Source organism: Variovorax sp. P1_G12 (assembly GCF_056405555.1).
The window spans coordinates 113104-135738 of the sequence record NZ_JBFUBW010000022.1; the positions used below are offsets into that span (position 1 = coordinate 113104).

The following is a 22635-nucleotide window of genomic DNA, read 5'->3' on the forward strand; positions in this document are numbered from 1 at the left end:
GATCGCCATGCAAGCTCCACCCCAACCGCATCTCGAGCCACGCGGCTTTTTGGAACATCTGTACCGCGCCGCGGTGACCCGTGCGCTGCCGCTTGCAAGTATGGGTTCTTTCTTGCCAACTCCGCCCAAGGGACGGACGCTGATACTGGGTGCCGGAAAGGCCGGTGCCTCGATGGCTCAGGCGCTGGAAGCGCTTTGGCCGGCGGATGCGAAGCTTGAAGGGCTCGTGGTTACTCGCTATGGCCATGTCCCTCCCAGGCCAGAAGGCCTGGCCCAGCGCGTCGAGATCGTTGAAGCTGCTCACCCGGTGCCCGACAAAGCCGGCCTGGATGCGGCCGCGCGCATCCAGGCCTTGTCCGAGGGCCTCACCGCGGACGACCTTGTGCTCTGCCTTGTCTCCGGCGGAGGTTCGGCGCTGCTCACGCTACCGGCAGAAGGTCTCACGCTGGCGGACAAACAACGCATCAATCGGCAATTGCTCGAATCGGGCGCTAGCATCGGCGATATGAACTGCGTGCGCAAGCATCTCTCGCGCATCAAAGGCGGCCGCCTGGCTGCGGCCTGTGCGCCGGCCAGGGTTGTGACGCTCACCATCAGCGATGTTCCTGGCGACGACCCGTCCGCGATCGCCAGTGGCCCGACCGTGCCCGACGCGACGACTTGCGCCGAAGCGCTGGCCATCCTCGAGCGCTACAGCATCGAGGTACCCGGCGCTGTGCGAGCTCGTCTGGAAAGCGGAGCACTCGAGACGCCCAAGCCAGGTGACCCGGTGTTCGCGGGACATGCCACGCACCTCATCGCAACACCACGGCAATCGCTGGAGGCGGCCGCCGCAGCGGCCCGTGCTTGGGGCATCGAGGCCCACATCTTGAGCGATGAAATGGAGGGAGAGTCTCGCGAAGTCGGCAAGGTGCACGGCGCGCTGGCACGCGCCATCGCTCGGCTTGGCCAGCCCTTCGCGCGGCCATGCGTCGTACTGTCCGGGGGCGAGACCACCGTCACCATACGCCAGCGCCCGGCCGGCACGCCGAAGGGCCGCGGCGGTCGAGCTGGCGAGTTCTGTACGGGCCTGGCCGTTGCGCTGATGGGACAGCCGGAGGTGTGGGCACTGGCGGCCGACACGGACGGGATCGATGGCGTTGAGGACAACGCAGGGGCTTTTGTGACTCCCGATACGCTTTCACGCGCTGAGTCCGCTGGCCCCAAGCTCGCGGCCTGTCTGGATCGCAACGACGCCTACGGTTACTTCGCGGCGATCGGCGACCTTGTGGTCACGGGGCCCACCCACACCAACGTCAACGACTTTCGAGCAATCCTGATTCTCTGAATCCCGGGACCGATGTTGTGCTGCTGGCGAGTCCTTGGCGAAGGAGCCCGCCCTGCGCATTCAACGCCCATATACACCTTCTCTGCCGACAACCAGGCCGCAACGGAGAAGCGACCGGGCAGCTTCAATCCACTATGGTTACCATTGCGAGACACCGTATTGCCATACTGGCTCATTCCAGAGTTATCCACGAGAACGGGCCGATGACCGTCGCATCACCTGATCGAGGCACCGTCCGAGCGGCAGTGCTGATCGGTTTCCCGGAAGTCGTGCGCCAGCTCGGCAGCGATCCGGTGGACCTGCTTGTGCGCGTCGGCTTTGAGACGCGCGCGCTGATCGAGCCCGATATGCAGCTCGACGCGGTGCGCGTCAACCGTCTGCTCGAACTGGCCGCGCTCGAAACCGGCTGCGAGGACCTCGGGCTGCGCATTGCGCGAATGCGCGGCATCACGACCCTGGGCCCGATCGGCATCCTGGCGCGCGAAGAGCCCGACGTCGGTGCCGCGCTGAAGACGCTGGTCGACTACATGTTCCTGCACAATCGCGCGGCATCCATGCGCGTCGAGCCTGCAGGCGAGTACGCAGTGTTGGCGATCTGGCTCGACTTCGGCGAGCCGGTCGCGATGCGGCAGTCCACCGAGATGATGGTCGGCGGCGCAATCAACGCCCTGCGCACTTTCCTCGGGCCCGACTGGAATCCGGTGCAGGTGCAACTGGCCCATTCCGCGCCGCGGCAGACCGACAGCCATCGGCGCTTCTTCCGTGCGCCGATCGGTTACGACCAGCCACTCAATGCGCTGACGCTGCGCGCGGCGGATCTGCGCGCGCCGATGCACTCGTCGAGCCCCGAGTTCGAGCGCCAAGTCCGCGGCTGGGTCGAAGCGATGGCCGACGCCGCTCGCTCGGAGCGCACGTTCGCCGCCGACCTCAGGCGCCTGGTGCAGATGCTGCTGCCTTCGGGCAAATGCTCGGCCGAGCGAGTCGCACGCTACTACGGGATGGATCGGCGCACCGTTCATCGGCGCCTGGCGCGGTCGGGCCTGAGCTTCGCCGTGATCGTCAACGAGGTGCGGCGCGAGCTCGCGCAACGTCAGGTCGGCGACGCCCGGTTGGCCCTGTCCGAGGTGGCCGACATGCTTGGCTTCGCGCACTCCAGTGCATTCACGCGTTGGTTCACCGCCGAGTTCGGCGACAGCCCGACGCGTTGGCGGCAAGCGCACCACTGAGACACCGCGCCGCCCGAAGTCGCGGGTTTTCCCGTGGTGTCCCGCAAAGGTAATTTTGTGACCCAGGATGTCATGCGTATGACGGACCGGATGCGCATCATTGGCCTCGCCGACGGCCGCGCGCTCACTCATCAACCGGACTTCAAGGAAAAGACCCGACCATGCAATTCCTCGACGACTCACTCCTGCCCGAGACCCAGCAGCCCCTGGTGATCCAGGTCGCGCCCTACGGACCGCAGTTCCTGCCGGGCGACTCCGACGACATTCCGGTCACGGTGGATGAGCAGGTTCAGAAGGCGGTCGATTGCTGGAACGCCGGCGCCACCGTGCTGCACGTTCACGTGCGAGAAGCCGACGGCAAGGGCAGCAAGCGCCTGTCGATGTTCAACGACATGCTGTCGCGGCTGCGCGAGGCGGTGCCAAAGATGCTGTTGCAGGTCGGCGGATCGATCTCGTTCGCTCCCGAGGGCGACGGCGACGATGCGCGGTGGCTCAGCGACGACACGCGGCACATGCTCGCCGAGCTGAATCCGAAGCCCGACCAGGTGACGATTGCCATCAACACCAATCAGATGAACATCTTCGAGCTGATGAATGCGGACGACGTGGCCGGCACCTCGCTCGCGCAGCCGGCCTACCAGGCTGCGTACTCCGAGATGACCATCCCGTCGGGTCCGGCCTTCGTCGCCGAGCACCTGCGGCGTCTACAAGCTGCCGGCATCCAGCCGCACTTCATGCTYGGTGATGCCGGCCAGCTCGAGACAGTCGAGCGGCTGATTCGCCGCGGCGTCTACACCGGCCCGCTGGTGCTCAACTGGGTCGGCATCGGCGGTGGCCTGGACGGGCCAAACCCCTGCAACATGATGGAGTTCGTTCGCCGCGTGCCGTCCGGTGCCGTGCTGACCATTGAAAGCCTGATGCGCCACGTGCTGCCGCTGAACACGATGGCCATCGCGCTGGGCCTGCACGTTCGTGTGGGCATCGAGGACAACCTCTGGGGCCGCAAGGGCGAACGCATGTCCAGCGCGCAGCAGGTCGAGCAGATGGTGCGCATCGCCCGTGAACTGCATCGCGAGGTGGCCACCGGGGACCAGGCCAAGCGGCTCTATCACATCGGCGAGCGATATGGCAGCGCCGATGAGACGCTGGCTCGACTCGGCTACGCCCCCAATCGGCAACCCGGCGAACGCGGCGTGCCGCTGCGCCTGGCCGCCTGAACCGCGCACCCCCCACGCCTTCAAACAGCCATGCAAACCCCCAAAACCCTGTCCTCACCCCACCGCCGGCGGGCACTGCTCGCTGCAGCCGGTGCCGTCCTTTCAATCGCGGCGTCCGCACAATCCGCAAGGCCGTTGTCGGACCAGCCCATTCGTCTCATCGTCGGCGCTCCGGCCGGCGGAACATCCGACTTCATTGCGCGGCTGCTCGGCGAGGCGATGAGCAAGGGCCTGGGGCAGCCGATCGTGGTCGACAACAAGCCCGGCGCCCTGGGAGCGATCGCGATCGAGGCGCTTCTCTCCGCACCGCACGACGGCCGCACGTACCTGCTGGCGGTGAACGGCTTGTTTTCGGAGACGCCGCACACCGTGAAGCCGAGATACAACCCGCTCCAGGACGTCAAACCGCTGGTCGAACTGGCCACGGGTGGCCTGGTGATGGTCGGCAACACGGCGCTGCCGCCGAAGGACATGGCCGAGATGGTGGCCTACGTCAAGGCCAGCCCGGGCAAGATCAACTTCGCCTCCTACTCGCCGGGCACCTTGTCGCACGTGATGGGTCTGTTGCTGAACAAATCCGCCGGCCTGGATATGCAGCACGTCGGCTACAAGGGAAGTCCGCCGGCGCTGCAGGACCTGATGGCTGGCCAAGTGCAGTTCATGTTCGATGGCCAGCCAACCTCGCTGCCACACATCAAGGCCGGCAAGCTGAGGGCCTTCGCAGTCAGTTCGCCCGAGCGCTCACAGGCGCTGCCCGACGTGCCGACGCTGGCCGAACTGGGCTACAAAGACATGACAAGGACCGCTTGGCAGGGTTTGTGGACGCTGCCTGATGCACCAGCCGCCGCGCAGCAGCGCGTGCGCGACGAGGCGCTCAAGGCGCTGGCGCTGCCGGCCATCCGTGACCGCCTGACGGGCCTGGGCATGAGCGTCAACACCGCCAAGCCGCCCACGCCAGAGGAAATGTCGAAGACGCTCGCCGCGGACTACAAGGCCATAGGCAAAGTCCTCGAGTCGGTGAACTACAAGCCTGAATGAGAGACAACGACATGGTGAACAAAAGCAGGACCCGCGCCGACCGCCTGGCCGGCAAGGTAGCACTCGTCACGGGCGCCGGCCCCGGCCTGGGCGGCGTGATCGCCGCGGCGATGGCCGACGAAGGCGCGCGCCTCGTGCTGTGCGACATCGATCCGGCGGCGCTCGATTACACGCAGTCGCGCCTGGAAGCACAGGGCAGCGAGTGCCTGGCGCTGCGTTGCGACGTGTCCGACAGCGCCGCCGTGGATGCGATGTTCGCGCAGTCGGTGCAGCGCTTCGGCGCGGTGGACATCCTGGTCAACAACGCCGCACGCGTGCCCACCTCGCCAGCCGAGGAAGCACGGCGCAACCTGCATTACCAGTACATGACCACGCCGATGCCCCGCCAGTCGCTGGGGATCGTCTCGTCGCTGTCGGACGACGACTGGCTCAAGTGGTGGGGCGTCAACATGCACGGGGTCTTCTACTGCACCCGTGCGGCGCTGCGCCTGATGGAGCCGAGGCGCTCGGGCAAGATCATCAACATCGCCTCGGTCGCCGGCCTCAGCGCGATGAGCACGCACAGCCCCGGCTATTCGGCCACCAAGGCCGGCGTGATCAGCCTGACCCAGACCACGGCGCTGGACGCCGCGGGCGCCAACATCTTCGTCAATGCGATCGCCTGCGGCGGCGTGCAGACACCGCCCTTCGAGGATTACCTTGCGCGGGCGACCGACGAGCAGAAGAACCGTCTGTTCCAGATGATGCCGCTCGGGCGCCTCGGCCGGCCCGAGGAATATGCGTCGCTCGCCGTCTACCTGGCATCGGACGAACACTATCTCGTCGGACAGGTGATCAGCCCGAATGGCGGCGCAGTGATCTGATGGCCGACTGGATACCGCTGATTGCGCTCGACGCCCTGTCCGAGGGGCGGGGCCGCCACGTCTGCACGGCCGGGCACGACCTCGCGGTGTTCAGGCTCGGCGACGTGGTCTATGCCATCGACGACAGTTGTCCCCATGCCGGCGCCTCGCTGAGTGCCGGTCGGCAGCAACGTGCGAATGTGATCTGCAGTGCACACGGGCTGAGCTTCAAACTGGATCATCGCGGGCCGCAGGCACCTGTGGGCCTGCAACCCAGAACCTACGCCGTTCGCGTGATCGACGGAACGGTCATGTTCGACCCCGCGCAATCGCCTGCCGAACTGAAGATCGAGTGAAAGGTCCCGGCGCGCACCAGGCAGTTCGCGACCTTGCTGGCCAAACAGCGGCGTCTGCCCGTGAGGCCGGAAATAGGGTGAACAGGCCCTAGGCCCGCGGCCCGATTCCACGGACGCTGAAGCAGTCGACCGGACGCTGGAAGCCCTTCAGGTTCAAAGCCTCCAGGGGCTCGACCTCGAGCATCGGCTCCAGTCGCGCGAACACCGGCCGGGAGATCAGGATCTGGTTGCTCGCGGCCTCGCCGCACAGCCGCGCCGCGAGGTTGGTCACGGTGCCGATGGCGCCATAGTCCCAGCGCCCCTCGAAGCCGATGGCGCCGATGGTCGCGAAGCCCTGGGCGATGCCGATGCCCAGGCCGAGCGAATAGCCGCGCCGCAGCCAGGTCTCGGCCAGCGAGCCGATGCGCTCGCGGATCGCCAGAGACATCCGCACGGCTCGCTCGGCGGCATCCGGGACCGGCACCGGATCGTTGAAGAAGACCATCATGCCGTCGCCCGTGAAGTGCTCCAGCGTGCCCTCGTGCGCGAGGATCAGCTCGCCGGTGGCCGCGTGGTACTGGTGCAGCACGCCCATCACGTCCTCGGGCTCGGCGCTCTCGGCGAAGGAGGTGAAGCCGCGCAGGTCGAGGAACACCACGGTGATCTCGCGCCGGTGGCTCACGAGCGGATCCTCCGCGCCGCCGCTGACGATCGCCTCCGCGAGCTGCGGCGAGAAGAAGCGCCGCAGCCGGCCGACCCGTTCGAGCTCGGCCACCTGGGTCGCGACCCGGCGCTCGAGCGTGGCGTTCCAGCCTTTCATCTCGGCCACCAAGCCCTCGACCTGGTCGTGCAGGCCCTTGATGCGCAGCATCGAGCGCACGCGCGCCGCAAGCGCCGCGTGGTCCACGGGCTTGGTCAGGTACTCATCGCCACCGGCCTCGAGCCCGGCCACCACGTCCTTCAGGTCGGCCATCGCGGTGACGATGATGATCGGCGTGAACGGAAAGTCGGGATCGGCGCGCAAGCGCTTGCAGACCTCGATGCCGTCGACCTTGGGCATCATCAGGTCGAGCAGGATCAGGTCGGGCTTCAACGCCCGTGCGGCTGCCAGGCCTTCTTCGCCGTCGGCGGCCGAGGCCACCTCGTAGCCTTCGCTGCCCAGGCGCGCCTGCAGAATCTTGACGTTGGTCGCGTTGTCGTCGACGATGAGGATGCGTGGAGGGGTTCTCACCGACGGTTCTCCCTGAGGCCAAAAACTGTAGCGGCTTCACGCCCGTTCCACAAGGCGGCGCGCGATGGGCGGACCTGCAGGCGCGTCCTCGGGTCCTGGATGGAGGCCTGGCCATCAAACTCGAACAGCTTGTTACGCAGGTGCTCAAGCGGTCACCCCTGGCCTGGCTGGTGCTCCGGGTCGCGCACGTCCGGGCTTCGGTCCACACCAAGCTGCTGGTCGCCTTCCTGATCATCACGCTGCTGTTCATTGCGATGGCGGTCGCCAGCCTGCTGCTGCTCCTGAACACCACCGCGCAGAGCCGCCTGCTCGACCAGGCGCACGAACGGGTCAGCTGGTCGCAGCAGAGCCAGTACGCGCTGGCCCGGCAGATGCATTTCACGGCGCTGGCGCTGCTGTCCAGGGACGAGGCCGCGATCGAGCGCATCCTGCGCGAGAACAACCGTTTCAACGAGACGCTGGCCAAGCTGGACACCACCACGACCGCCGGCCAGAAGGGGCTGATCGACCAGATCCGGGAATCGCAGGACGACGCGATGGGCGTGGTGGCCGACATCGCCAATGCGATCCGCGACGGCAAGCTCGCCGACATCACGGGTGAACTGCTCCAGCGCGAGGAGCGCCTCGACGAACAGATCGCGCTGCGCATGGGCCAGCTGGTCGATGCCGAGCAGGCGCGCATGGCGCGGCTGCGCGAGAGCGTCGACGCCGCGAACCGCCGCTCGCTGATCCTGACCTGCGTGTTCGCGGTCAGCGCCGTGGTGCTGGCATGGCTGTGCGGTTTCGTGATTTCCTGGTCGTTCATCCTGCCGGTGCGCGAGGCCCATGGTTTCCTCGGCGATGTCGCAGCGGGCAACTTCGGGCGCAAAATCTCGGTCCCGAACCGCGACGAATTCGGAACGCTCGCCGACCGGATGAACCACATGAGCCAGCAACTGCATCGTCTCGCCGATTCGCAGCGCCAGGCTGCCGCCAAGCTCGTGGACCTCAACGAGCAGCTGTCGCGCGCGAGCCAGGCCAAATCGGAGTTCCTGGCCAACATGAGCCACGAGTTGCGCACCCCGATGAACGCGATCCTCGGCTTCAGCGAGATGATGATCGACGGCATCTACGGCGACGTGCCACCGGAGCTGAAAGAGCCACTGACCGACATCCAGGTCAACGGGCGCAACCTGCTGCGGCTGATCAACGACGTGCTCGACCTCTCGAAGATCGAGGCCGGCCGCATGGAGCTGGCGCTCGACGACTACTCGGTCAGCGACGTGGTCAACACGGTGCGGACCTCCCTGCGCTCGATCGCGGCCGAGAAGGGGCTGCAGTTCACCACCCATGTCCCGGACGACCTGCCGGTGGCCCATGGCGACAGTGGTCGGCTCGCGCAGTGCCTGACCAATCTCGCGGGCAACGCGCTGAAGTTCACGCGCCAGGGCAGCGTCGACATCGCGGTCGAGCTGGCGGGCGACCAGCTCATCTACTGCGTCGCCGACACCGGCATCGGGATCGCGGCGCAGGAGCTCGACAACATCTTCACCGAGTTCCGCCAGGTCGACACCACGATCACGCGGGAGTTCGGCGGCACCGGGCTCGGGCTCAGCATCTCGAAGAAGTTCGTCGAGCGGCTGGGCGGCCGCATCTGGGTCGAGAGCGAGCTGGGCCGGGGTTCCAGGTTCATGTTTTCTGTGCCCTTGCGCGTGGCGCGGAGCACGGAGGTGATCTGATGAGCGAGCGCCGGGCCGTTCCCAAGCTGGCTCGCACCGCAGTGCGCAGCACGGAGGTTATCTGATGAGCGAACGCAAGATTCTCTACGTCGAGGACAACGAGTACAACCGCAAGATCGTGCGGCAGCTGCTGAGCCGATCGGCCTGCCGCCTCATCGAGGCGGGCGATGGCGAGACCGGGGTCGCGCTGGCCCAGCAGGAGCTGCCCGACCTGATCCTGATGGACGTGCAGCTGCCGAAGATGTCCGGGCTCGACGCCACGAAGCTCTTGACCACGCAAGCGCCGACGCGCCACATCCCGATCATCGTGATCACCTCGTACGCACTGAGCGGCGACCGCGAGAAGGCGATGCAGGCCGGCGCCTCGAGCTATCTCGCCAAGCCCTACAGTCCGAGCGAGCTGCTGGCGATGGTCAAGCAGTTCCTGCCGGACCTCTGACTTCAAGGCCAAGGAGGCGCGCATGACGAAGACCATCCGCAATGCCGTGTACACCGGCCTCGCCCTCCTGGGCCTCCTGGGCGGGGCGACGCGGGCGCAGGCCGAAGAAGAGCAGGCGCAGCAGTTCACACCCGAATTCCGCCAGCCCCACACCACCTTCGACCCCAAGCACACGCCGAAGATCACCGCGCCCGACAGCGTGAAGCGCGGCGCCTGGTTCGATGTGACGGTCAGCGTCGGCGCCGGATCGCTGCACCCGTCGCTGCAGGAGCACTTCGTGCGCTACATCGCGCTCTACAAGGACTCGGTGGAGATCGCGCGCGCCTACCTGCACCCGGTGTATTCGTCGCCGACCGTGACCTTCAAGGTGGCACTCGACGAAGGCGGGTCGCTGCGCGCGGTGGCCGAGCCGACCCATTCCGCCGCCTGGGAGGCCTCGAAGAAGATCAGCGTGATTCCTTGAGCCCCCACGCTCCCCCACTGCGTGTGGGTCGCTGCCCCCCGAGGGGGAGTCAGCAGGCCGCCCGTCTGCGCGAAGCGCGGACTTCGCCGCGCTGGCGGCCCGGCGCCGGCCTGACTTGAGCCCCCACGCTCCCTCACCGCTCCTTCATCTCGACCGTGACCTGCGTCACTTGCTGGTCGCTCACCGTCACGCTCGCCGGCACGGTCCCGAGGCGTTCGTGCCAGACCTGAAGCTTGTACTGGCCCGGCGGCAGCTTGTCGAAAGCAAAGCGGCCATCGGCGCCCGTGACCGCGTAGAAGGAATGCGCCGCCACCACCACCCAGGCCGTCATCCAGGCATGCAGGTCGCAGTTGATGCGCACGATCTCGGGCGCAGCGAAGGTGACCGGAATGGTCCGCCCCATCGGTTGCGTGCGGTTGAACGAGACATTGCGCTGCGGCGTGGCGTGGATGTTGTGCAGCAGCCGGTCGCTGTTGAGGAAATCCACCGTCCCGCCCGCCGGAACGATCACGACCCGCGGCACGAAAGCGCAGCCCTTCTGGTCGAGCTCGACCTTCTCGGTTCGGGACGGCAGCGGCGCGCCGGGCGGCGGCGTCTCGATCCAGACCACGGCGTTGCGGATCTCCTTGTTGGCGGACAACTGCAGGTCGTCGGCCGGCTTCTCGTGGCCGCACAAATACTGGTCGATCGTGACCGGCACCTTGCCCTGTGCCGGCGCGACGCCCGCGAACACCACCTTGCCCCTGAGCTCGCCGGCCAGGCCGTGGCCGGGCAGGCCGCCGCACAGGAACAGCAGCGCCAGGACGGTCGGGAACCGGGCTCCAGTCAATGGAAACTCCCTTCGTGGGTCGCCTGGCAAGGAGTATTGCGTGCCCTCGCAGGGCGTCAATACGCCGAAGAGAGGGCGTCACCGACGACATTCGACGTAGGCCGAATGCCGGACACGCACCGTGTCAAGATCACGCCGATGTCCAGCTCTTCCCTCCGCACCCGGCTGCAGCGGCTTTCGGCCGGCCGCCTCGACAGCCTCTGGCCGCTCTGGAAGCCGCTGGCCAGCGGTCTCGCCGTCCTGCTGTTGCTGCTTGCGTTCGTATTGGTGGCCAGCGAGGTGATCGAGGGAGATACCCACGCCATCGACATGACGCTGCTGCGCGAGGCCAAGGCCTTCAGGGACGCCCACCCCCTGTTCGCGCACGCGATGCGCGACCTGAGCGGGCTCGGGAGCACCACCGTCCTGACCTTCTTCACGCTCGCCACGGCCGGCTACCTGCTGCTGGTGTCGGCGCGCACCCACGCGCTCATGGTGGTGGCCTCCTCGCTCAGCGGCGCCGTCCTGGTCAGCCTGCTGAAGCCGGCCTTCGGCCGCCTGCGCCCCGATGCCGCGCTGGCCGACTACGCGGCCTACGGCCTGAGTTTTCCCAGTGGGCACGCGAGCATGTCGGCCGCGGTCTTCCTGACGCTCGGCGTGATCTCGGCCAGCACGCGGATCCGGCTTTCGGAGCGGCTCTACATCCTCGCCATCGCCGCCGTCGCCGCCCTGCTGGTCGGCCTCAGCCGGGTGGCACTCGGCGTCCACTGGGCCAGCGACGTGCTCGGCGGCTGGGCCCTCGGCACAGCCTGGGCGATGGGCTGGTCGATGATGGCGTTCGGGCTGCTGCGCCGGCGCCGCCGGGAGGGTTGACCACGCGCGAGGCGGCCGCGACGGCGACGCGCGCTGCGCATCGGTATGTCGATGTGGCAGGCGGTGGCGCACAACGGCATCCCATCCGACAGACCGAGGTCCCGCGATCAGGACAATTGGATCAGTGCGGGCGATGGCGGATGCCGAATGCGCAACTCATCAGGAGACACGAAATGACCAGCAAGAACACGATCTGTCTGTGGTACGAGGACGAGGGCGCCGCCGTTGACGCTGCGAACTTCTATGCCGAAACATTCCCCGACAGCGCTGTCGGCGCCGTCCTCCGCGCACCGGGCGACTATCCCGACGGCAAGCAGGGTGATGTCCTGACGGTCGAGTTCACGGTCGCCGGCATCCCCTGCATCGGGTTGAACGGCGGTCCGCACTTCAAGCACAACGAGTCCTTCTCGTTTCAGATCGCGACCGACGACCAGGCCGAAACCGACCGCTTGTGGAACGCGGTCGTGGGCAATGGCGGCCAGGAAAGCGAGTGCGGCTGGTGCAAGGACCGGTGGGGATTGTCATGGCAGATCACCCCGCGCGCGCTCATCGCGGCGATATCCGACCCCGATCGCGCGGCGGCCAAGCGCGCGTTCGACGCGATGATGACCATGAAGAAAATCGACATCGCCGCGATAGAGGCGGCACGGCAGGGCCGAGACCTATCCACACGTTGATCGCGTCCGGCCGACGGCCCAGAGGGCGGGGCTGAGTCACCCGATCGGCTTCCCGGGAACGGTCCGACCTTGCGGTTCGAGAGCAGGACTGGGCCCAGGTTACATGTGAAAATTTCACATTTCGAGCCGGCACCTGTATATTGATACGCCCGGTTACGCAAAGAAGGAGCCGCTCATGGATTTGGACTCTCACCTTCGCAAGGTACAAATGCTCAGCCCCAAGGCGGCAAAAATTGCATTGCGAATACTGGATGCAGATCTGGGTATTGCGGTCGAACAGGTCTTGGCGCTGCGCCCTGCGCTTGTCGAACGGAGCAGCGAATCGGAGCCTTTCGGTACGACGGACTGGATGACAATCGCCGCGATTGAACGGCCCGCAATCCGTCGGTTCACGGAACGCTTCGAGAGTCGTGAACAGCGTCATGCCCGGCTTTGGGTCAACAGCCTCCGCCGAGAGGCGCTGTAGGCCGTGCTGGTCACATGCCGGTGCGGCTCGCGGAGCGGGTCAGGAAAAGGGTCGCCCCACCGACATCGGCGTGCTTCTCCCGACCGCGATTGCAGCGCTTGAAGTTGCAAAAGCACCCATCAAGGATTTCGCTGCCCAAGGGATCGGATGCGCCAATGGATTCGATGCTCGCTGGATGCTCGCGTTGCCAGGGACGCTGCGGCTGAAGACGGCACTTCTTGAGCGATCCGGGATGGGTCATCGGAAGAATGAATCCAGGGCGGCGGAGCTATATCCGTTGAATTTCCAGTGGGTCAGCCGGAACAAATTAGACTCCCCTGTTTTCACTCTCAGCTATCAAATGACTAAAACCTACGCACAACTGGCACGCGAGATCGTCGCTCTCCAGGCCTCCGCGCAAAAGCAACTGGCCGTTGAGGCCAAAGGTGCAATCGCAAAGATCAACGACCTGATCTCGAAGTTCAGCCTTGCGGCGAGCGATCTGAAATTCGCTTCGACCTCCGCTTCCGCTGTCCCGCGCTCGGCTTCGAAAAAGACCAATGCGACCAAACGCAAGGGTGGCACGGTGTCCAAGGGTGCGAAGTTCAGCGATGGAAATGGCAATCAGTGGGGCGGGCGTGGGCCGCGGCCAGCCTGGCTGCGCAACGCCATCGCTGCCGGTCGGACCCTCAACAGTTTCATGGTCGGCATGGCACCGGCGATGGCAGCTGAACCGCTTGCACCCGTCGTCGCGTCGCCCGCGAAGAGAGTTGCGGCGAAGACGATCGGGTCCAAGCGCGTCAAGTCGGCTGCATCCTCCAAGGTCAAGCCAGTGAAGGTGTCGATGGCCGCGAAATCATCGCTCAGCGCAGCAGTTGCGGCGCCTGCGCGTGCCGCAAAGACCACGGTGAAATCCACCAGGGTGAAGGGGGCGCCGGCCACCAAGGCTGGCGCGAACAAGGCGGCGGGTGCTTCGAAGCCGGTGAAGAAGGTCGCAGCGAAGACAGCGGGGCCCGCCCGCAAGAAGGCGAAACCAGGCTCTCCAAAAGCGGCGCGCAAGGCGGCTGTCGCGAACCAACCGGCGTCTACGACGCCCGAAGCCACAGCGGCTGCCGTTGCCATGTAGTCTGTGACCGAGGCTAGGCCGTTGATACGGCGGCCTCGTCAGGGCGGCTTCGGCTGCCTTTTTTTTCACAGCTGCTCACAAGAGGCAAGCGCAAAGGGTGCCGGCTTCAACGCAGGACGTATTTGATCGGCTGCAGCGGCTCGGGTGCCGTATCGCCCACCGACTCTCGCAAATCGATCTCGATGGCGCGACAGATCGCATCGAGCGGCAGGTCATTCGCTTCGGAACCGAAGGGTTCCTCGATTTCATCGCCCAGGGCATCCAGGCCGAAGAACGTGTAGGCAATGATGAGCACGACAAAGGGCGTCATGAATCCGACCGAGTCCACCAGGCCGAATGGCAGCAGGTAGCAATACAGGTAGGCCGTCCGATGCAGCAGCAGTGTGTACGAGAACGGGATGGGCGTTCCCAGGATTCGTTCGCATGACGCAGCCGCGCTGCCGAGCGCGCTCAGTGTGTTGTCCACATTCACGGCCAGAACCGGGTCGATTCGCCCGGTTCGTATGGCCTCCTGCAGGTCGGCGCCCATGCGCAGCAGCAGGAAATGCGGCTTGTTGGAAAAGTTGGCCATGTCCCGCCATTCGGCATCGCGCAGGAAGGGCCGCGTGTCCGCACGCCCGTCGCTGTGGCGCAGCAGATGGCGCAGCGAATGCGCGAACGCTGCGCTGCGCAGCGTCATGCGCACGCGCAGATCGTCAAGGCCGCCGTTGCCCGCATCCACCGGCCCGTCGCCGACGATCAGGCTTTGGCATTGCCGCGCCAAGCCACGGGTGCGCAGGACCACCTCGCCCCAGAGCTTGCGCGCTTCCCAAAAACGGTCGTAGGCGGAAGAGTTGCGAAATCCTAAGAAGATGGCCAACGGCAGGCCGAGCAAGGCGAACGGCGCGGTCCCGATCGGGATCTTGAGGCTGCCCAGACTTCCATGTGCCGCAGTCACCAGCACGGCGACCAGCACATTGACCAGCAACGGAATGGCGATACGCGGCAGGATGGATCCACGCCACAACAGAAACAATTTGAACCCGGACGGGCGTGGCCGGACGATCATAGGGACAGCGACTTCGGAACGGAAAGCATGGCGGGATTCGCACTTTCGACGGTGCGATGCGGCAATTGTCGCTGAGGAGATGGCGTGATCGCGACGATCGCCGGCGCCTACACCGCCCTGCGCGACCCCGAGGTGCGTTCGCGCTTCGTCTGCGGCAGGGCCGATCCCGGGCCGCCCTACCCGCCCTTGCGCCGCCCCGAGATCAGCCGGCGCAGCGCCGCGCGCACGCCGGGCTTGTCCGCCACGCCGATGGAGATCGGTCGCTCGCGATAGAGCGCGCGCTGCTCTTCGAGCACGACGCGCAGGGCTTCGATGCTGGATTCGCTGTAGGCCCACACGCCGGAGACGATGAACTGCCCCGGCAGCGCATCCGCCAGGGGCCGGATCTGGACATTCATGGCGCCGATGCGATCCATCGTCTCGACGCGTGCGGCCGCCTGCTGAACGCCACCGCCCAGGACGCTCACCTCGCGGCTGAACGCGAAGCTGATCGCCTGCACCTGGTGGAAGTGCTCCGAGATGAACGCGCAGATCTCGAGGAACACCAGCCGGCCGAGGTGACGCCGCTCTTCATGCACGACGCGGGTCGGGGTGAAATGCTCGATGTGGATCTCGGTGCCGGCATTGCCCACCGGCACGGGGTCCAGCGTTCCTAGGAGAACGCTGGCGTCGTACACGTACATGGGTTGGCCGAGCTGGTAGGGAGCAGCCCCGGGCCCGGTGATCCGGAGTTTCTTGAACGTCATGAAGCACTTCGCCGGTCGTGCGCGAGGCCCATTCCCCGGCCCGCTCCGAACGCTGTTGCCTTTCGCCTCGACTTTAAGAGAGGCGCGACGCGGATCATTCAGGGTGATGCCAAGTTATCACAGCGAACTTGACATAGTTCACGCAACTTGGCAGCAAGATCGCCGAATGCCTACGAAATGGCTCGCGGCCGCAGGCGACAGGTGCTTGTTCTTGAGTGTGCAGAGAGTCCCCACCGGACTCATCTCGGTCATGCCCCAGGCAGGCAGCACTTCGACGCCGGACTCCTGCTGGAAGGCCCTGATCATGCGCCAGTGGCTTCGGGCTTCACGGTCCTGCAGTCGAAATCATCCAGATCCGTGCGACGGGCCATATGCCATGTATCGTCATTGCGGAACGGCGTGGTCACGATCACCCGTCCCTGCGCATTGCGGTACCAGTTGCTCATTCCCCGGTGACTCCAGATCATCCGGTCGTGCGCCGCCTGCACACGCTCGTTGAACGCCTCGCTGACTGCCGGCTTCACCGTGATTTCGAAATTCACGCCGTGCTTCGCGATCGCCTTCTGCAGGATTCCCATGACGTAGCGCACCTGCGTTTCGATCGCGGCGACGACGCTTCCCCCGTGTCCCAGGCCCGTGTTCGGCCCCGAAAGCACGAAGAAGTTGGGGAAGCCCGGCACCGTCATTCCCATGTAGGCCTCCGGACCGCGCGTCGACCAGGCCTCGCGAATCGACAGACCACCGCGGCCCACCACATCGAGCGACGCGAGAATATTGACTGCGTCGAATCCCGTGGCAACGATCAGCACGTCAACAGGAAAGCGCTCGCCGGAGGTCGAGACCACGGTGTCCCCCTCGACGCGCGCAGCACCATCCGTCACGAGGCGCACATTGGGGCGCCGAAGCGTCCGGTACCAGCCGTTGTCCAGCAGCATGCGCTTGCCGAATGGCGGGTAGTCGGGAAGCACGTCCGCAAGCAGATCCTGGCGGTCGCCCAGTTCCGCCTTGACGTAGTCCGTGAAGAACTCCCGGTGCTTGTCATTCTGGGCATTGATCGCCCGTTCGGGGTGCGGCCAAGCCGTATCGATTTGCAGCGCGCCATGCACGCGGTCGTTGAAGATCCATGCCAGGCGCTGCCTGTACCACTCCTGGTAGTAAGGAACTTCCTTCAACAGCAACCGCTGCCCGCTGGAGATCGGCTGGCGAAATCTGGCGAAGGGTGCGGCCCACTGCTTGGAACGCTGGAAAACCGTCAGCGAAGCGACCTCCGGTCCAATCGCTGGCACCACCTGCATCGAGGTGGCGCCATTGCCGATCACCGCAACGCGCTTGCCTTGCAAGTCAAGGCCTTCGGGCCAACGCGCCGTATGAAAGCACTGGCCGTCGAACTCGGCAAGACCCGCAATGGGGGGCAGCTTCGGCGTGTTCAGGACGCCGACCGCCCCGATCAACACGTTGCCCCGAATGCTTTCAAGCCCATTCCCGCCATCGACCACGACGTTCCACTGTGCGTTTTCTTCGTCATACCGAGCGCTTTGAACTCGCGTGTTGAAGCGGATATTGCGCCGCACCCCGAAGTCGTCCGCGACGCGATCGAAGTAGGACTGGATTTCCTCTTGCAGCGCAAAGTGCATGCTCCAATCGTGCTTGGCGAACGAATACGAATAGATGTGGCTGGGGGTGTCGACGCCGCAGCCCGGGTAATGGTTCTCGTACCACGTTCCCCCGACGCTGGCGTTCTTCTCGATCACCACGTAAGGGACACCCGCCCCCTGCAGGCGAATGGCCGCGCAGAGTCCCGCGACACCGGCGCCCACGATCACGACAAGGAAGTCCCGGGGTACTTCAAAGGCGCTTCGTTGATCGAGCAAGAAAGCCTCATCCAACCCCAGCCCGGCCGCGACGATGGAGCCGTAGCCGTCGGGAATCCTCTCCCCCGTGCTCACACGCATCATCCGGGTCAGCAACGCTGCATCCGGTGCCGGCAATGCTGGCGGCGTACCTTGCCTCCAAGCCTTGATCGCCTCGCCCGCAGCGGCGATCACCTCCGCGCGAGTCTTCTCGTCAAGGCCTCCCGAGTCCAACTCGTCCAGTCCCTGCGCACGGCCACACTGGAAACGCTCCGACAGCCAGCGCATGTCGCCGGTCAGGTGCACCAGCACGAGCAGGAGCGTGGGGATGTTCGCGGAGGCAAGCGCCTCGATCACGGCGCGCTCCCAGTCCGTCGCCGGGCCCGACGGTTCGGTCTGTTTTGACTGCATGCTGTCTCCTGTCTGGTTTGGGGTTGAGTAAGCGCGCCGCTGACCTCGTCAGGCCAGATGCGCGATGGCGCGATACGTCGCATCGATGAGCGCCTGGCCACGCTGGTTGACCAGCACGCCATTGCCGAGCCGGTTCATCGTGTAGCCAAAGCTGAGTGTCTTTGGCGGGTCGATGAATCCGACGGCCCCGCCCGCCCCACTGTGTCCAAAGGCCTCCTGGCCGATCAACAGGTTGTTGCCGTTGGCGGCCTCGGGGCCGTTGTTCATGCCCAGCATGAACCCGTCCGAGAATCGTGTCGGGATCAGCAAGGTGGCATCCACGTGCGAAGGGCGTGCCGGCGCCGCGTTGCGCAGACGCTGCACCACCGCCTGCAGGCCCTGAAGCTCCCGATGCGCGCCCGGCTGCAGCAGTTCGTAGAGTCCGCTCAAGCCTCGAGCATGGGTCGCGCCGTTGGCGGACGGAATCTCGACAGCCATGCCCCGAAGCGTGTTCATGCCACGTCGCGACCAGTCGCCGGAGTTGTAGATGAAAAGGTTCTGAATACTGCCGGCGACCTTTGCTGCCTCCGAAAAGGCGGACTTCTGCATCTCGGCGCTGGTCATCGGAACGATCGGCGCGACGCGGGGCCACGCCGATTCAGGCAGTCCGATCCAGAATTCCAACCCATAGGTTCGAGCCATCAACTGATCGAAAACCGTCCCCAGCGAGCTGCCCGTCGTCCTGCGAACCAACTCACCCAGCAATACCCCGAACGTGATCGCGTGGTAGCCGGACACTGTGCCGGGGCGCCAGAACGGCGCTTCACGCTCCACGTGTTCGACCATGTAGGGACTGTCCTCGAGACACCCTTTCTTCAGCGGTTGCCTCAACGCCGGCAGACCGGCCGTGTGATCGAGCACCATCTGAATGGTGGTGTCGCCCTTGCCTTCGGCACCGTATTCCGGCCAGTAGTGACTGATGCGCTGGTCGAGGCGCAAATGCCCTTGCGCAGCCAGCAAGTGGATGCACAGTGCGGTGGCGGCCTTGGTGCAGGAAAAGACGACAGACACGGTGTCTTCCTGCCAGGGCGTGCCTGCGCCGTGGTCCGCGATGCCCCCCCAAAGATCCACCACGATCCGCCCCCCGTGCCGCACGCACAGCGAGGCGCCCAGTTCGCCCCGCAATGCGAACCCTCGCGCGAACTCCTCTGCCACTTCCGCAAAGGCCGCATCGAAACGGCCCCGAACAGGGCCCTCCGGTGGCTGCGGCGAGTCTGCTCGAAGCGAATCGGAGTGTGCGTCGGAATCGCGCCAGGCACGGCTTCGTGGCGTCATGGCTGCGAGTACGCCTCTCGGAACTCGGCCCGAAGCACAGCCTTCTGAATCTTGCCCGTGGCGGTCATCGCAAGCGTGTCGACGAGGATGATCTTCTTCGGTCGCTCTCTCTGCGCACACGACCGATAACGTGATGTACTGCCATACATTAAAGTATACCGATTGGAATATTTATGTCCCTATGGGTACAAACCATTAGATGCCTTTGCTTGTGATGCACGCAGAATTTCGGGACGTCAGGACGCGCGCACGCAGACTTCCTCACGCAACCGAGACCACACCAGTCATGGAACGAAGCAAACCACCAGCGACGAAGGAGAAGCCCTCCAGCAAGGCCAGACGTGCCGTGATGGCGGACGCATCCGGAATGAAGGCAGAAGTTGCGGCGCTCAAGCGAGAGCGGATCCTCGAAACGGCGACGCAACTGTTCTTGCGCTACAGCTTTCATGGCTGTTCGATGGATGCCATCGCGCAAGGACTCGGCGTGACGAAGCCGTTCATCTACTACCAATTCCGAGACAAAGGCGACATCCTGGCGGCGATCTGCAGCCAGGGCGCGGAGCTGTCGTTGTCCGCGCTGGACCAAGCCGAGGCGGCTTACGAGACCGCCACGGAACGAATGCAGTGGTTCTGTCTTCGATTGACGCAGGTGGTGGTGGAAAAGGGCCACTACCTGGCGGTCTACCTGCGCGAAACAGCCAACCTGAACGAGACAGATCGCAAGACCATCCTGGGCCTGCGCGCCGAAATCGACGAGCGCGTCACGCAATTGATCACCTCTGGCGTGAAGACCGGAGAATTTGCCGTCGCCGACGCGGCGATCTCGGCCCGAGCGATCACGGGAATGATCTCCAACAGCTTTCAGTGGTACCGCAAGGACCGCCCACCCCTCCCCGAGGAATTCACCAAGATCCTGGCGGAGATCGCCATGCGTACCCTGACGGCGCGCCCCCCGTCAGCCGCCAACACTCACCTCAAAACCAAGAAGGGGCCTGAACAATGAAAAGGCTTGAAAAGCGGGTCGCGCTGGTCACTGGCGCAGCGCGCGGCGTTGGACGAAGCATCGCATTCAAACTTGCCGAGGAGGGTGCGCGCCTCGTGATCAACGATCTGAATGAAGAGCCCCTGCACGAAGTTGCTTCGACGCTTGCAGCTCAAGGTGCCGAGGTGGTTTCCGTGGCCGGAAGCGTCACTGACCCACGATTTCCTGAACGGTTTGTCGAGGAAGCGATCAACCGCTTCCACGGCATCGACATTCTGGTGAACAACGCTGGGTACATCTGGAACAGCCGAGTAGAAAAAACGACCGATGAACAGTGGAACGCCATGCTCGACGTCCATCTCGGCGCACCGTTTCGGATCATTCGCAAAGTGGTCCAGTACTGGAAATCGTCGCCGTTGCAAGCGGAAGACGCAACGGCGGGCCGTCATCGCAAGATTGTGAATGTCTCTTCGATCTCGGGAACGCATGGCGCCGCGGGCCAGATTGGATACTCCGCCGCGAAGGCTGGCCTTGTTGGATTGACGCTAAGCCTCGCGCGCGAGCTGGGTCCTGACCGTGTGAACGTCAACGCCGTCGCGTTCGGCCTGATCGAGACCCGCATGACGCAAGAAATCAAGGGCGAAACCGCCATCGATATCCATGGTCGAAAGTTGCGAGTCGGCCTGACCCGCGCCGCGCTGGATGACATACACCTCCGGATTCCATTGCGCCGCGGGGGTACCCCCGAGGAGGCCGCGGGCGGCGTGGTGCTCCTCTGCATGCCGGAAGCCGACTACATCTCGGGCCAGGTCGTGGAGATCGACGGCGGATTCGCGATTTGATGCGCAATGCGGTTCTGGTCGAATGCCGCCTGCCGCAAGTCTTCGGCCCTTCGAAGCGGCACCTGCACTTCGGCTGCGCGCGCCCTCAACTGACCGCACCCGCCGTCGACATCCTGGCCGGCTGAATAGCGCAGCTTCGTCAATATGCCCCGCTGGTGCAGCGTGCGGGCCATCTGCTTGCAGCGCTCCCACGAGGGGCGACTGAACGCCACGCCATCCACCGCGTTGAAGGGAATCATGTTCAGCACGCCGTACTTGCCGGAAAGGAGGCGGACGATGCCTTCAATCTCCTCTTCCCCGTCGTTGACGCCTTCCAGCAGCGTCCACTGGTACTGAATCGGATAACCGGTCGTCCGGGCATAGCCTTCGCATGCGGCGACCAGTTCTTCGGGCGTCATGTTCGGCGCCCGCGGAAGGAGTTTTCTGCGCAGCTCCGCCTTGGTCGTGTGCAAAGAGAGCGCCAGCGCAGGTCTGACGCGTTCCTGGTGCAGTCTGTCGAACGCGCGTGGATCGCCCACGGTGGAGAACACCAGGTTCTTGTGGCCGATGTCGCCCGCCGTGCCGAGCAGGTCAATCGCTTCCAGCACGTTGTCCAGGTTGTGGGCCGGCTCACCCATGCCCATGAACACCACCTTGCGCACCGGCCGGCGCATGCGTGCGAGGGCGACCTGCGCAATGATCTCGGCGCTTTCCAGTTGGCGCAGCAATCCGTCGCGCCCCGTCATGCAGAACTGGCATCCGACGGCACACCCCACCTGCGACGAGACGCAGAGACCGTCTCGAGGCAGCAGCACACTTTCGACGGTCTGACCGTCCGCCAGGGCGACGAGCAGCCGCTCGGAGCCATCGGCCCCGGGATGCACCGCGTGGATGCGTGCCAGTCCCGCGAGTTCCGCTTCGATGGATGGCAAGGCAGCCAGCAGCGACGACGGAAAAAAGCTCTCCGGTCGACGCTTGCCGCTGTCCCGGGGCAACGCATGGGACCACAGCCGCAGGATGCGGTGTTCGTGGAGGGGGCCCGCGCCGGCGTCCCGCAGTCGCCGTTTGAGCTCGTGGATTCGCATGCGCAGCCTAGGGCAATCGGACTCTGGAACACTTCAGTGATCCAGCCGAGCCCGCCCGAACGTACAGAGTGATGGTCGACATGCCACCGATTGTGCACGGCAGCCACTGGATACCAACGCAGGTTTCTGCCCCGAGGCCACCCGGGTCGTTGGCGCTTAGGGAGTCCGTGGAACTGGCCACCCTCGAATGGGTCTCCCTGGTTCAGGTTCAACCACCGCCGGCTGACAGAGCCGCTGGACGACGTGCCGCCGGCCGGGTTCGAGGCCAACTCCAACGTCAGCTTGAGCAGCAGGCCATGCCGGCCTGACTCAAGCTGACGGGTCTCCACGAAACCCGGGAGGCGGATCAAGCGACCCGGTTTCGCCCGGCGAACCTAGCCCCCCTGCTCGCCCGCGGCGCGGATTTCCACGCGGCGGTTCGGCTCGAAGCAGGCGATGAGCTCGGTACGGTTCCTGGCCTTGCCCTGGGCCTTGCAATCGGCCTCGGTGACCTTCAGGTCCGACGGGCCGCGGCCTTCGGTCTGGATCACGTTGGCCGGCACGCCTTGGCTGACCAGGTAGTCGCGCACGGAGTTGGCCCGTGCCACGGACAGGCGCTGGTTGAACTCGAGGC

24 protein-coding genes are annotated in these 22635 nt (G+C 65.3%); 15 read left to right on the top strand and 9 right to left on the bottom strand.

Annotated elements, in window-relative coordinates:
- Positions 1-7 precede the first annotated feature (7 nt).
- From AC1D2O_RS23850 to AC1D2O_RS23875, 6 genes are all read left to right on the top strand, one after another.
- On the top strand, positions 8-1327 hold the full coding sequence (locus tag AC1D2O_RS23850; protein ID WP_478091030.1) for a glycerate kinase type-2 family protein: 1320 nt from the start codon (positions 8-10) through the stop codon (positions 1325-1327).
- 203 nt (positions 1328-1530) lie between these two features.
- Positions 1531-2553, top strand: coding sequence for an AraC family transcriptional regulator (locus tag AC1D2O_RS23855; RefSeq protein ID WP_478158010.1), 1023 nt, complete (start codon positions 1531-1533; stop codon positions 2551-2553).
- A gap of 161 nt (positions 2554-2714) precedes the next feature.
- Positions 2715-3770 carry a beta-keto acid cleavage family enzyme gene (locus tag AC1D2O_RS23860; RefSeq protein ID WP_478158011.1) on the top strand — a complete coding sequence of 352 codons (1056 nt, stop codon included), beginning with the start codon at positions 2715-2717 and terminating at the stop codon, positions 3768-3770.
- A gap of 30 nt (positions 3771-3800) precedes the next feature.
- Positions 3801-4808, top strand: coding sequence for a tripartite tricarboxylate transporter substrate binding protein (locus AC1D2O_RS23865; RefSeq protein WP_478158012.1), 1008 nt, complete (start codon positions 3801-3803; stop codon positions 4806-4808).
- Positions 4809-4819: 11 nt separating this feature from the next.
- Complete coding sequence (locus AC1D2O_RS23870; protein ID WP_478091023.1) at positions 4820-5671, top strand: SDR family NAD(P)-dependent oxidoreductase; 852 nt, start codon at positions 4820-4822, stop codon at positions 5669-5671.
- Positions 5671-6006 carry a Rieske (2Fe-2S) protein gene (locus AC1D2O_RS23875; RefSeq protein WP_478158013.1) on the top strand — a complete coding sequence of 112 codons (336 nt, stop codon included), beginning with the start codon at positions 5671-5673 and terminating at the stop codon, positions 6004-6006. Before AC1D2O_RS23870 ends, AC1D2O_RS23875 begins: the two co-directional genes overlap by 1 nt.
- Positions 6007-6094: 88 nt before the next feature.
- On the opposite strand, the gene AC1D2O_RS23880 is transcribed toward AC1D2O_RS23875, so the two are convergent.
- On the bottom strand, positions 6095-7216 hold the full coding sequence (locus AC1D2O_RS23880) for an adenylate/guanylate cyclase domain-containing protein (protein WP_478089871.1): 1122 nt from the start codon (positions 7214-7216) through the stop codon (positions 6095-6097).
- 140 nt (positions 7217-7356) lie between these two features.
- Here AC1D2O_RS23880 and AC1D2O_RS23885 point away from each other — a divergent pair, with 140 nt between their 5' ends.
- The 3 genes from AC1D2O_RS23885 to AC1D2O_RS23895 all read left to right on the top strand — a co-directional run bounded on the left by AC1D2O_RS23885 (position 7357) and on the right by AC1D2O_RS23895 (position 9836).
- Positions 7357-8934 carry a sensor histidine kinase gene (locus tag AC1D2O_RS23885; RefSeq protein WP_478089870.1) on the top strand — a complete coding sequence of 526 codons (1578 nt, stop codon included), beginning with the start codon at positions 7357-7359 and terminating at the stop codon, positions 8932-8934.
- A gap of 64 nt (positions 8935-8998) precedes the next feature.
- Positions 8999-9373 (top strand): response regulator, encoded by a 375-nt coding sequence (locus tag AC1D2O_RS23890; protein WP_478089869.1) that lies wholly within the window; start codon positions 8999-9001, stop codon positions 9371-9373.
- 22 nt (positions 9374-9395) lie between these two features.
- The gene (locus tag AC1D2O_RS23895; RefSeq protein WP_478089868.1) at positions 9396-9836 is read left to right on the top strand and encodes a desulfoferrodoxin family protein; all 441 of its coding nucleotides are present in this window, start codon (positions 9396-9398) and stop codon (positions 9834-9836) included.
- A gap of 133 nt (positions 9837-9969) precedes the next feature.
- Here the strand turns inward: AC1D2O_RS23895 and AC1D2O_RS23900 are convergent, their stop codons facing one another.
- Entirely contained in the window at positions 9970-10665 is a 696-nt protein-coding gene (locus tag AC1D2O_RS23900; protein WP_478089867.1) for a carboxypeptidase regulatory-like domain-containing protein, read from the bottom strand.
- 138 nt (positions 10666-10803) lie between these two features.
- Between AC1D2O_RS23900 and AC1D2O_RS23905 the strand changes: the two genes are divergently transcribed.
- From AC1D2O_RS23905 to AC1D2O_RS23915, 3 genes are all read left to right on the top strand, one after another.
- Entirely contained in the window at positions 10804-11517 is a 714-nt protein-coding gene (locus tag AC1D2O_RS23905) for a phosphatase PAP2 family protein (RefSeq protein WP_478089866.1), read from the top strand.
- A 173-nt stretch (positions 11518-11690) separates the two neighbouring features.
- On the top strand, positions 11691-12194 hold the full coding sequence (locus tag AC1D2O_RS23910; RefSeq protein ID WP_478089865.1) for a VOC family protein: 504 nt from the start codon (positions 11691-11693) through the stop codon (positions 12192-12194).
- A gap of 175 nt (positions 12195-12369) precedes the next feature.
- A complete protein-coding gene (locus AC1D2O_RS23915) occupies positions 12370-12660 on the top strand; it encodes a hypothetical protein (RefSeq protein WP_478089864.1) in 291 nt (96 codons plus the stop codon).
- A 10-nt stretch (positions 12661-12670) separates the two neighbouring features.
- Here the strand turns inward: AC1D2O_RS23915 and AC1D2O_RS23920 are convergent, their stop codons facing one another.
- A complete protein-coding gene (locus AC1D2O_RS23920) occupies positions 12671-12901 on the bottom strand; it encodes a hypothetical protein (protein WP_478158014.1) in 231 nt (76 codons plus the stop codon).
- 99 nt (positions 12902-13000) lie between these two features.
- On the opposite strand from AC1D2O_RS23920, the gene AC1D2O_RS23925 reads away from it, so the two are divergent.
- On the top strand, positions 13001-13765 hold the full coding sequence (locus AC1D2O_RS23925) for an H-NS histone family protein (RefSeq protein ID WP_478158015.1): 765 nt from the start codon (positions 13001-13003) through the stop codon (positions 13763-13765).
- 106 nt (positions 13766-13871) lie between these two features.
- Here AC1D2O_RS23925 and AC1D2O_RS23930 read toward each other — a convergent pair whose 3' ends face one another.
- From AC1D2O_RS23930 to AC1D2O_RS23945, 4 genes are all read right to left on the bottom strand, one after another.
- Positions 13872-14813, bottom strand: coding sequence for a bestrophin family protein (locus AC1D2O_RS23930; RefSeq protein ID WP_478089862.1), 942 nt, complete (start codon positions 14811-14813; stop codon positions 13872-13874).
- A gap of 176 nt (positions 14814-14989) precedes the next feature.
- Complete coding sequence (locus AC1D2O_RS23935; protein WP_478089861.1) at positions 14990-15559, bottom strand: hypothetical protein; 570 nt, start codon at positions 15557-15559, stop codon at positions 14990-14992.
- Positions 15560-15861: 302 nt separating this feature from the next.
- Complete coding sequence (locus tag AC1D2O_RS23940) at positions 15862-17820, bottom strand: flavin-containing monooxygenase (RefSeq protein ID WP_478089860.1); 1959 nt, start codon at positions 17818-17820, stop codon at positions 15862-15864.
- Between the two features lie 48 nt (positions 17821-17868).
- Complete coding sequence (locus AC1D2O_RS23945) at positions 17869-19134, bottom strand: serine hydrolase domain-containing protein (protein WP_478089859.1); 1266 nt, start codon at positions 19132-19134, stop codon at positions 17869-17871.
- A 286-nt stretch (positions 19135-19420) separates the two neighbouring features.
- Between AC1D2O_RS23945 and AC1D2O_RS23950 the strand changes: the two genes are divergently transcribed.
- Both AC1D2O_RS23950 and AC1D2O_RS23955 read left to right on the top strand, forming a co-directional pair.
- The gene (locus AC1D2O_RS23950; RefSeq protein WP_478158016.1) at positions 19421-20137 is read left to right on the top strand and encodes a TetR/AcrR family transcriptional regulator; all 717 of its coding nucleotides are present in this window, start codon (positions 19421-19423) and stop codon (positions 20135-20137) included.
- Positions 20134-20958 (top strand): SDR family NAD(P)-dependent oxidoreductase, encoded by an 825-nt coding sequence (locus tag AC1D2O_RS23955; protein ID WP_478158017.1) that lies wholly within the window; start codon positions 20134-20136, stop codon positions 20956-20958. Before AC1D2O_RS23950 ends, AC1D2O_RS23955 begins: the two co-directional genes overlap by 4 nt.
- Here the strand turns inward: AC1D2O_RS23955 and AC1D2O_RS23960 are convergent.
- On the bottom strand, positions 20910-22022 hold the full coding sequence (locus AC1D2O_RS23960) for an RNA methyltransferase (RefSeq protein ID WP_478094735.1): 1113 nt from the start codon (positions 22020-22022) through the stop codon (positions 20910-20912). The genes AC1D2O_RS23955 and AC1D2O_RS23960 overlap by 49 nt on opposite strands.
- Before the next feature lie 374 nt (positions 22023-22396).
- Positions 22397-22635: OmpA family protein (locus AC1D2O_RS23965; protein ID WP_477650799.1), on the bottom strand; the 239-nt coding region annotated here is incomplete at its 5' end.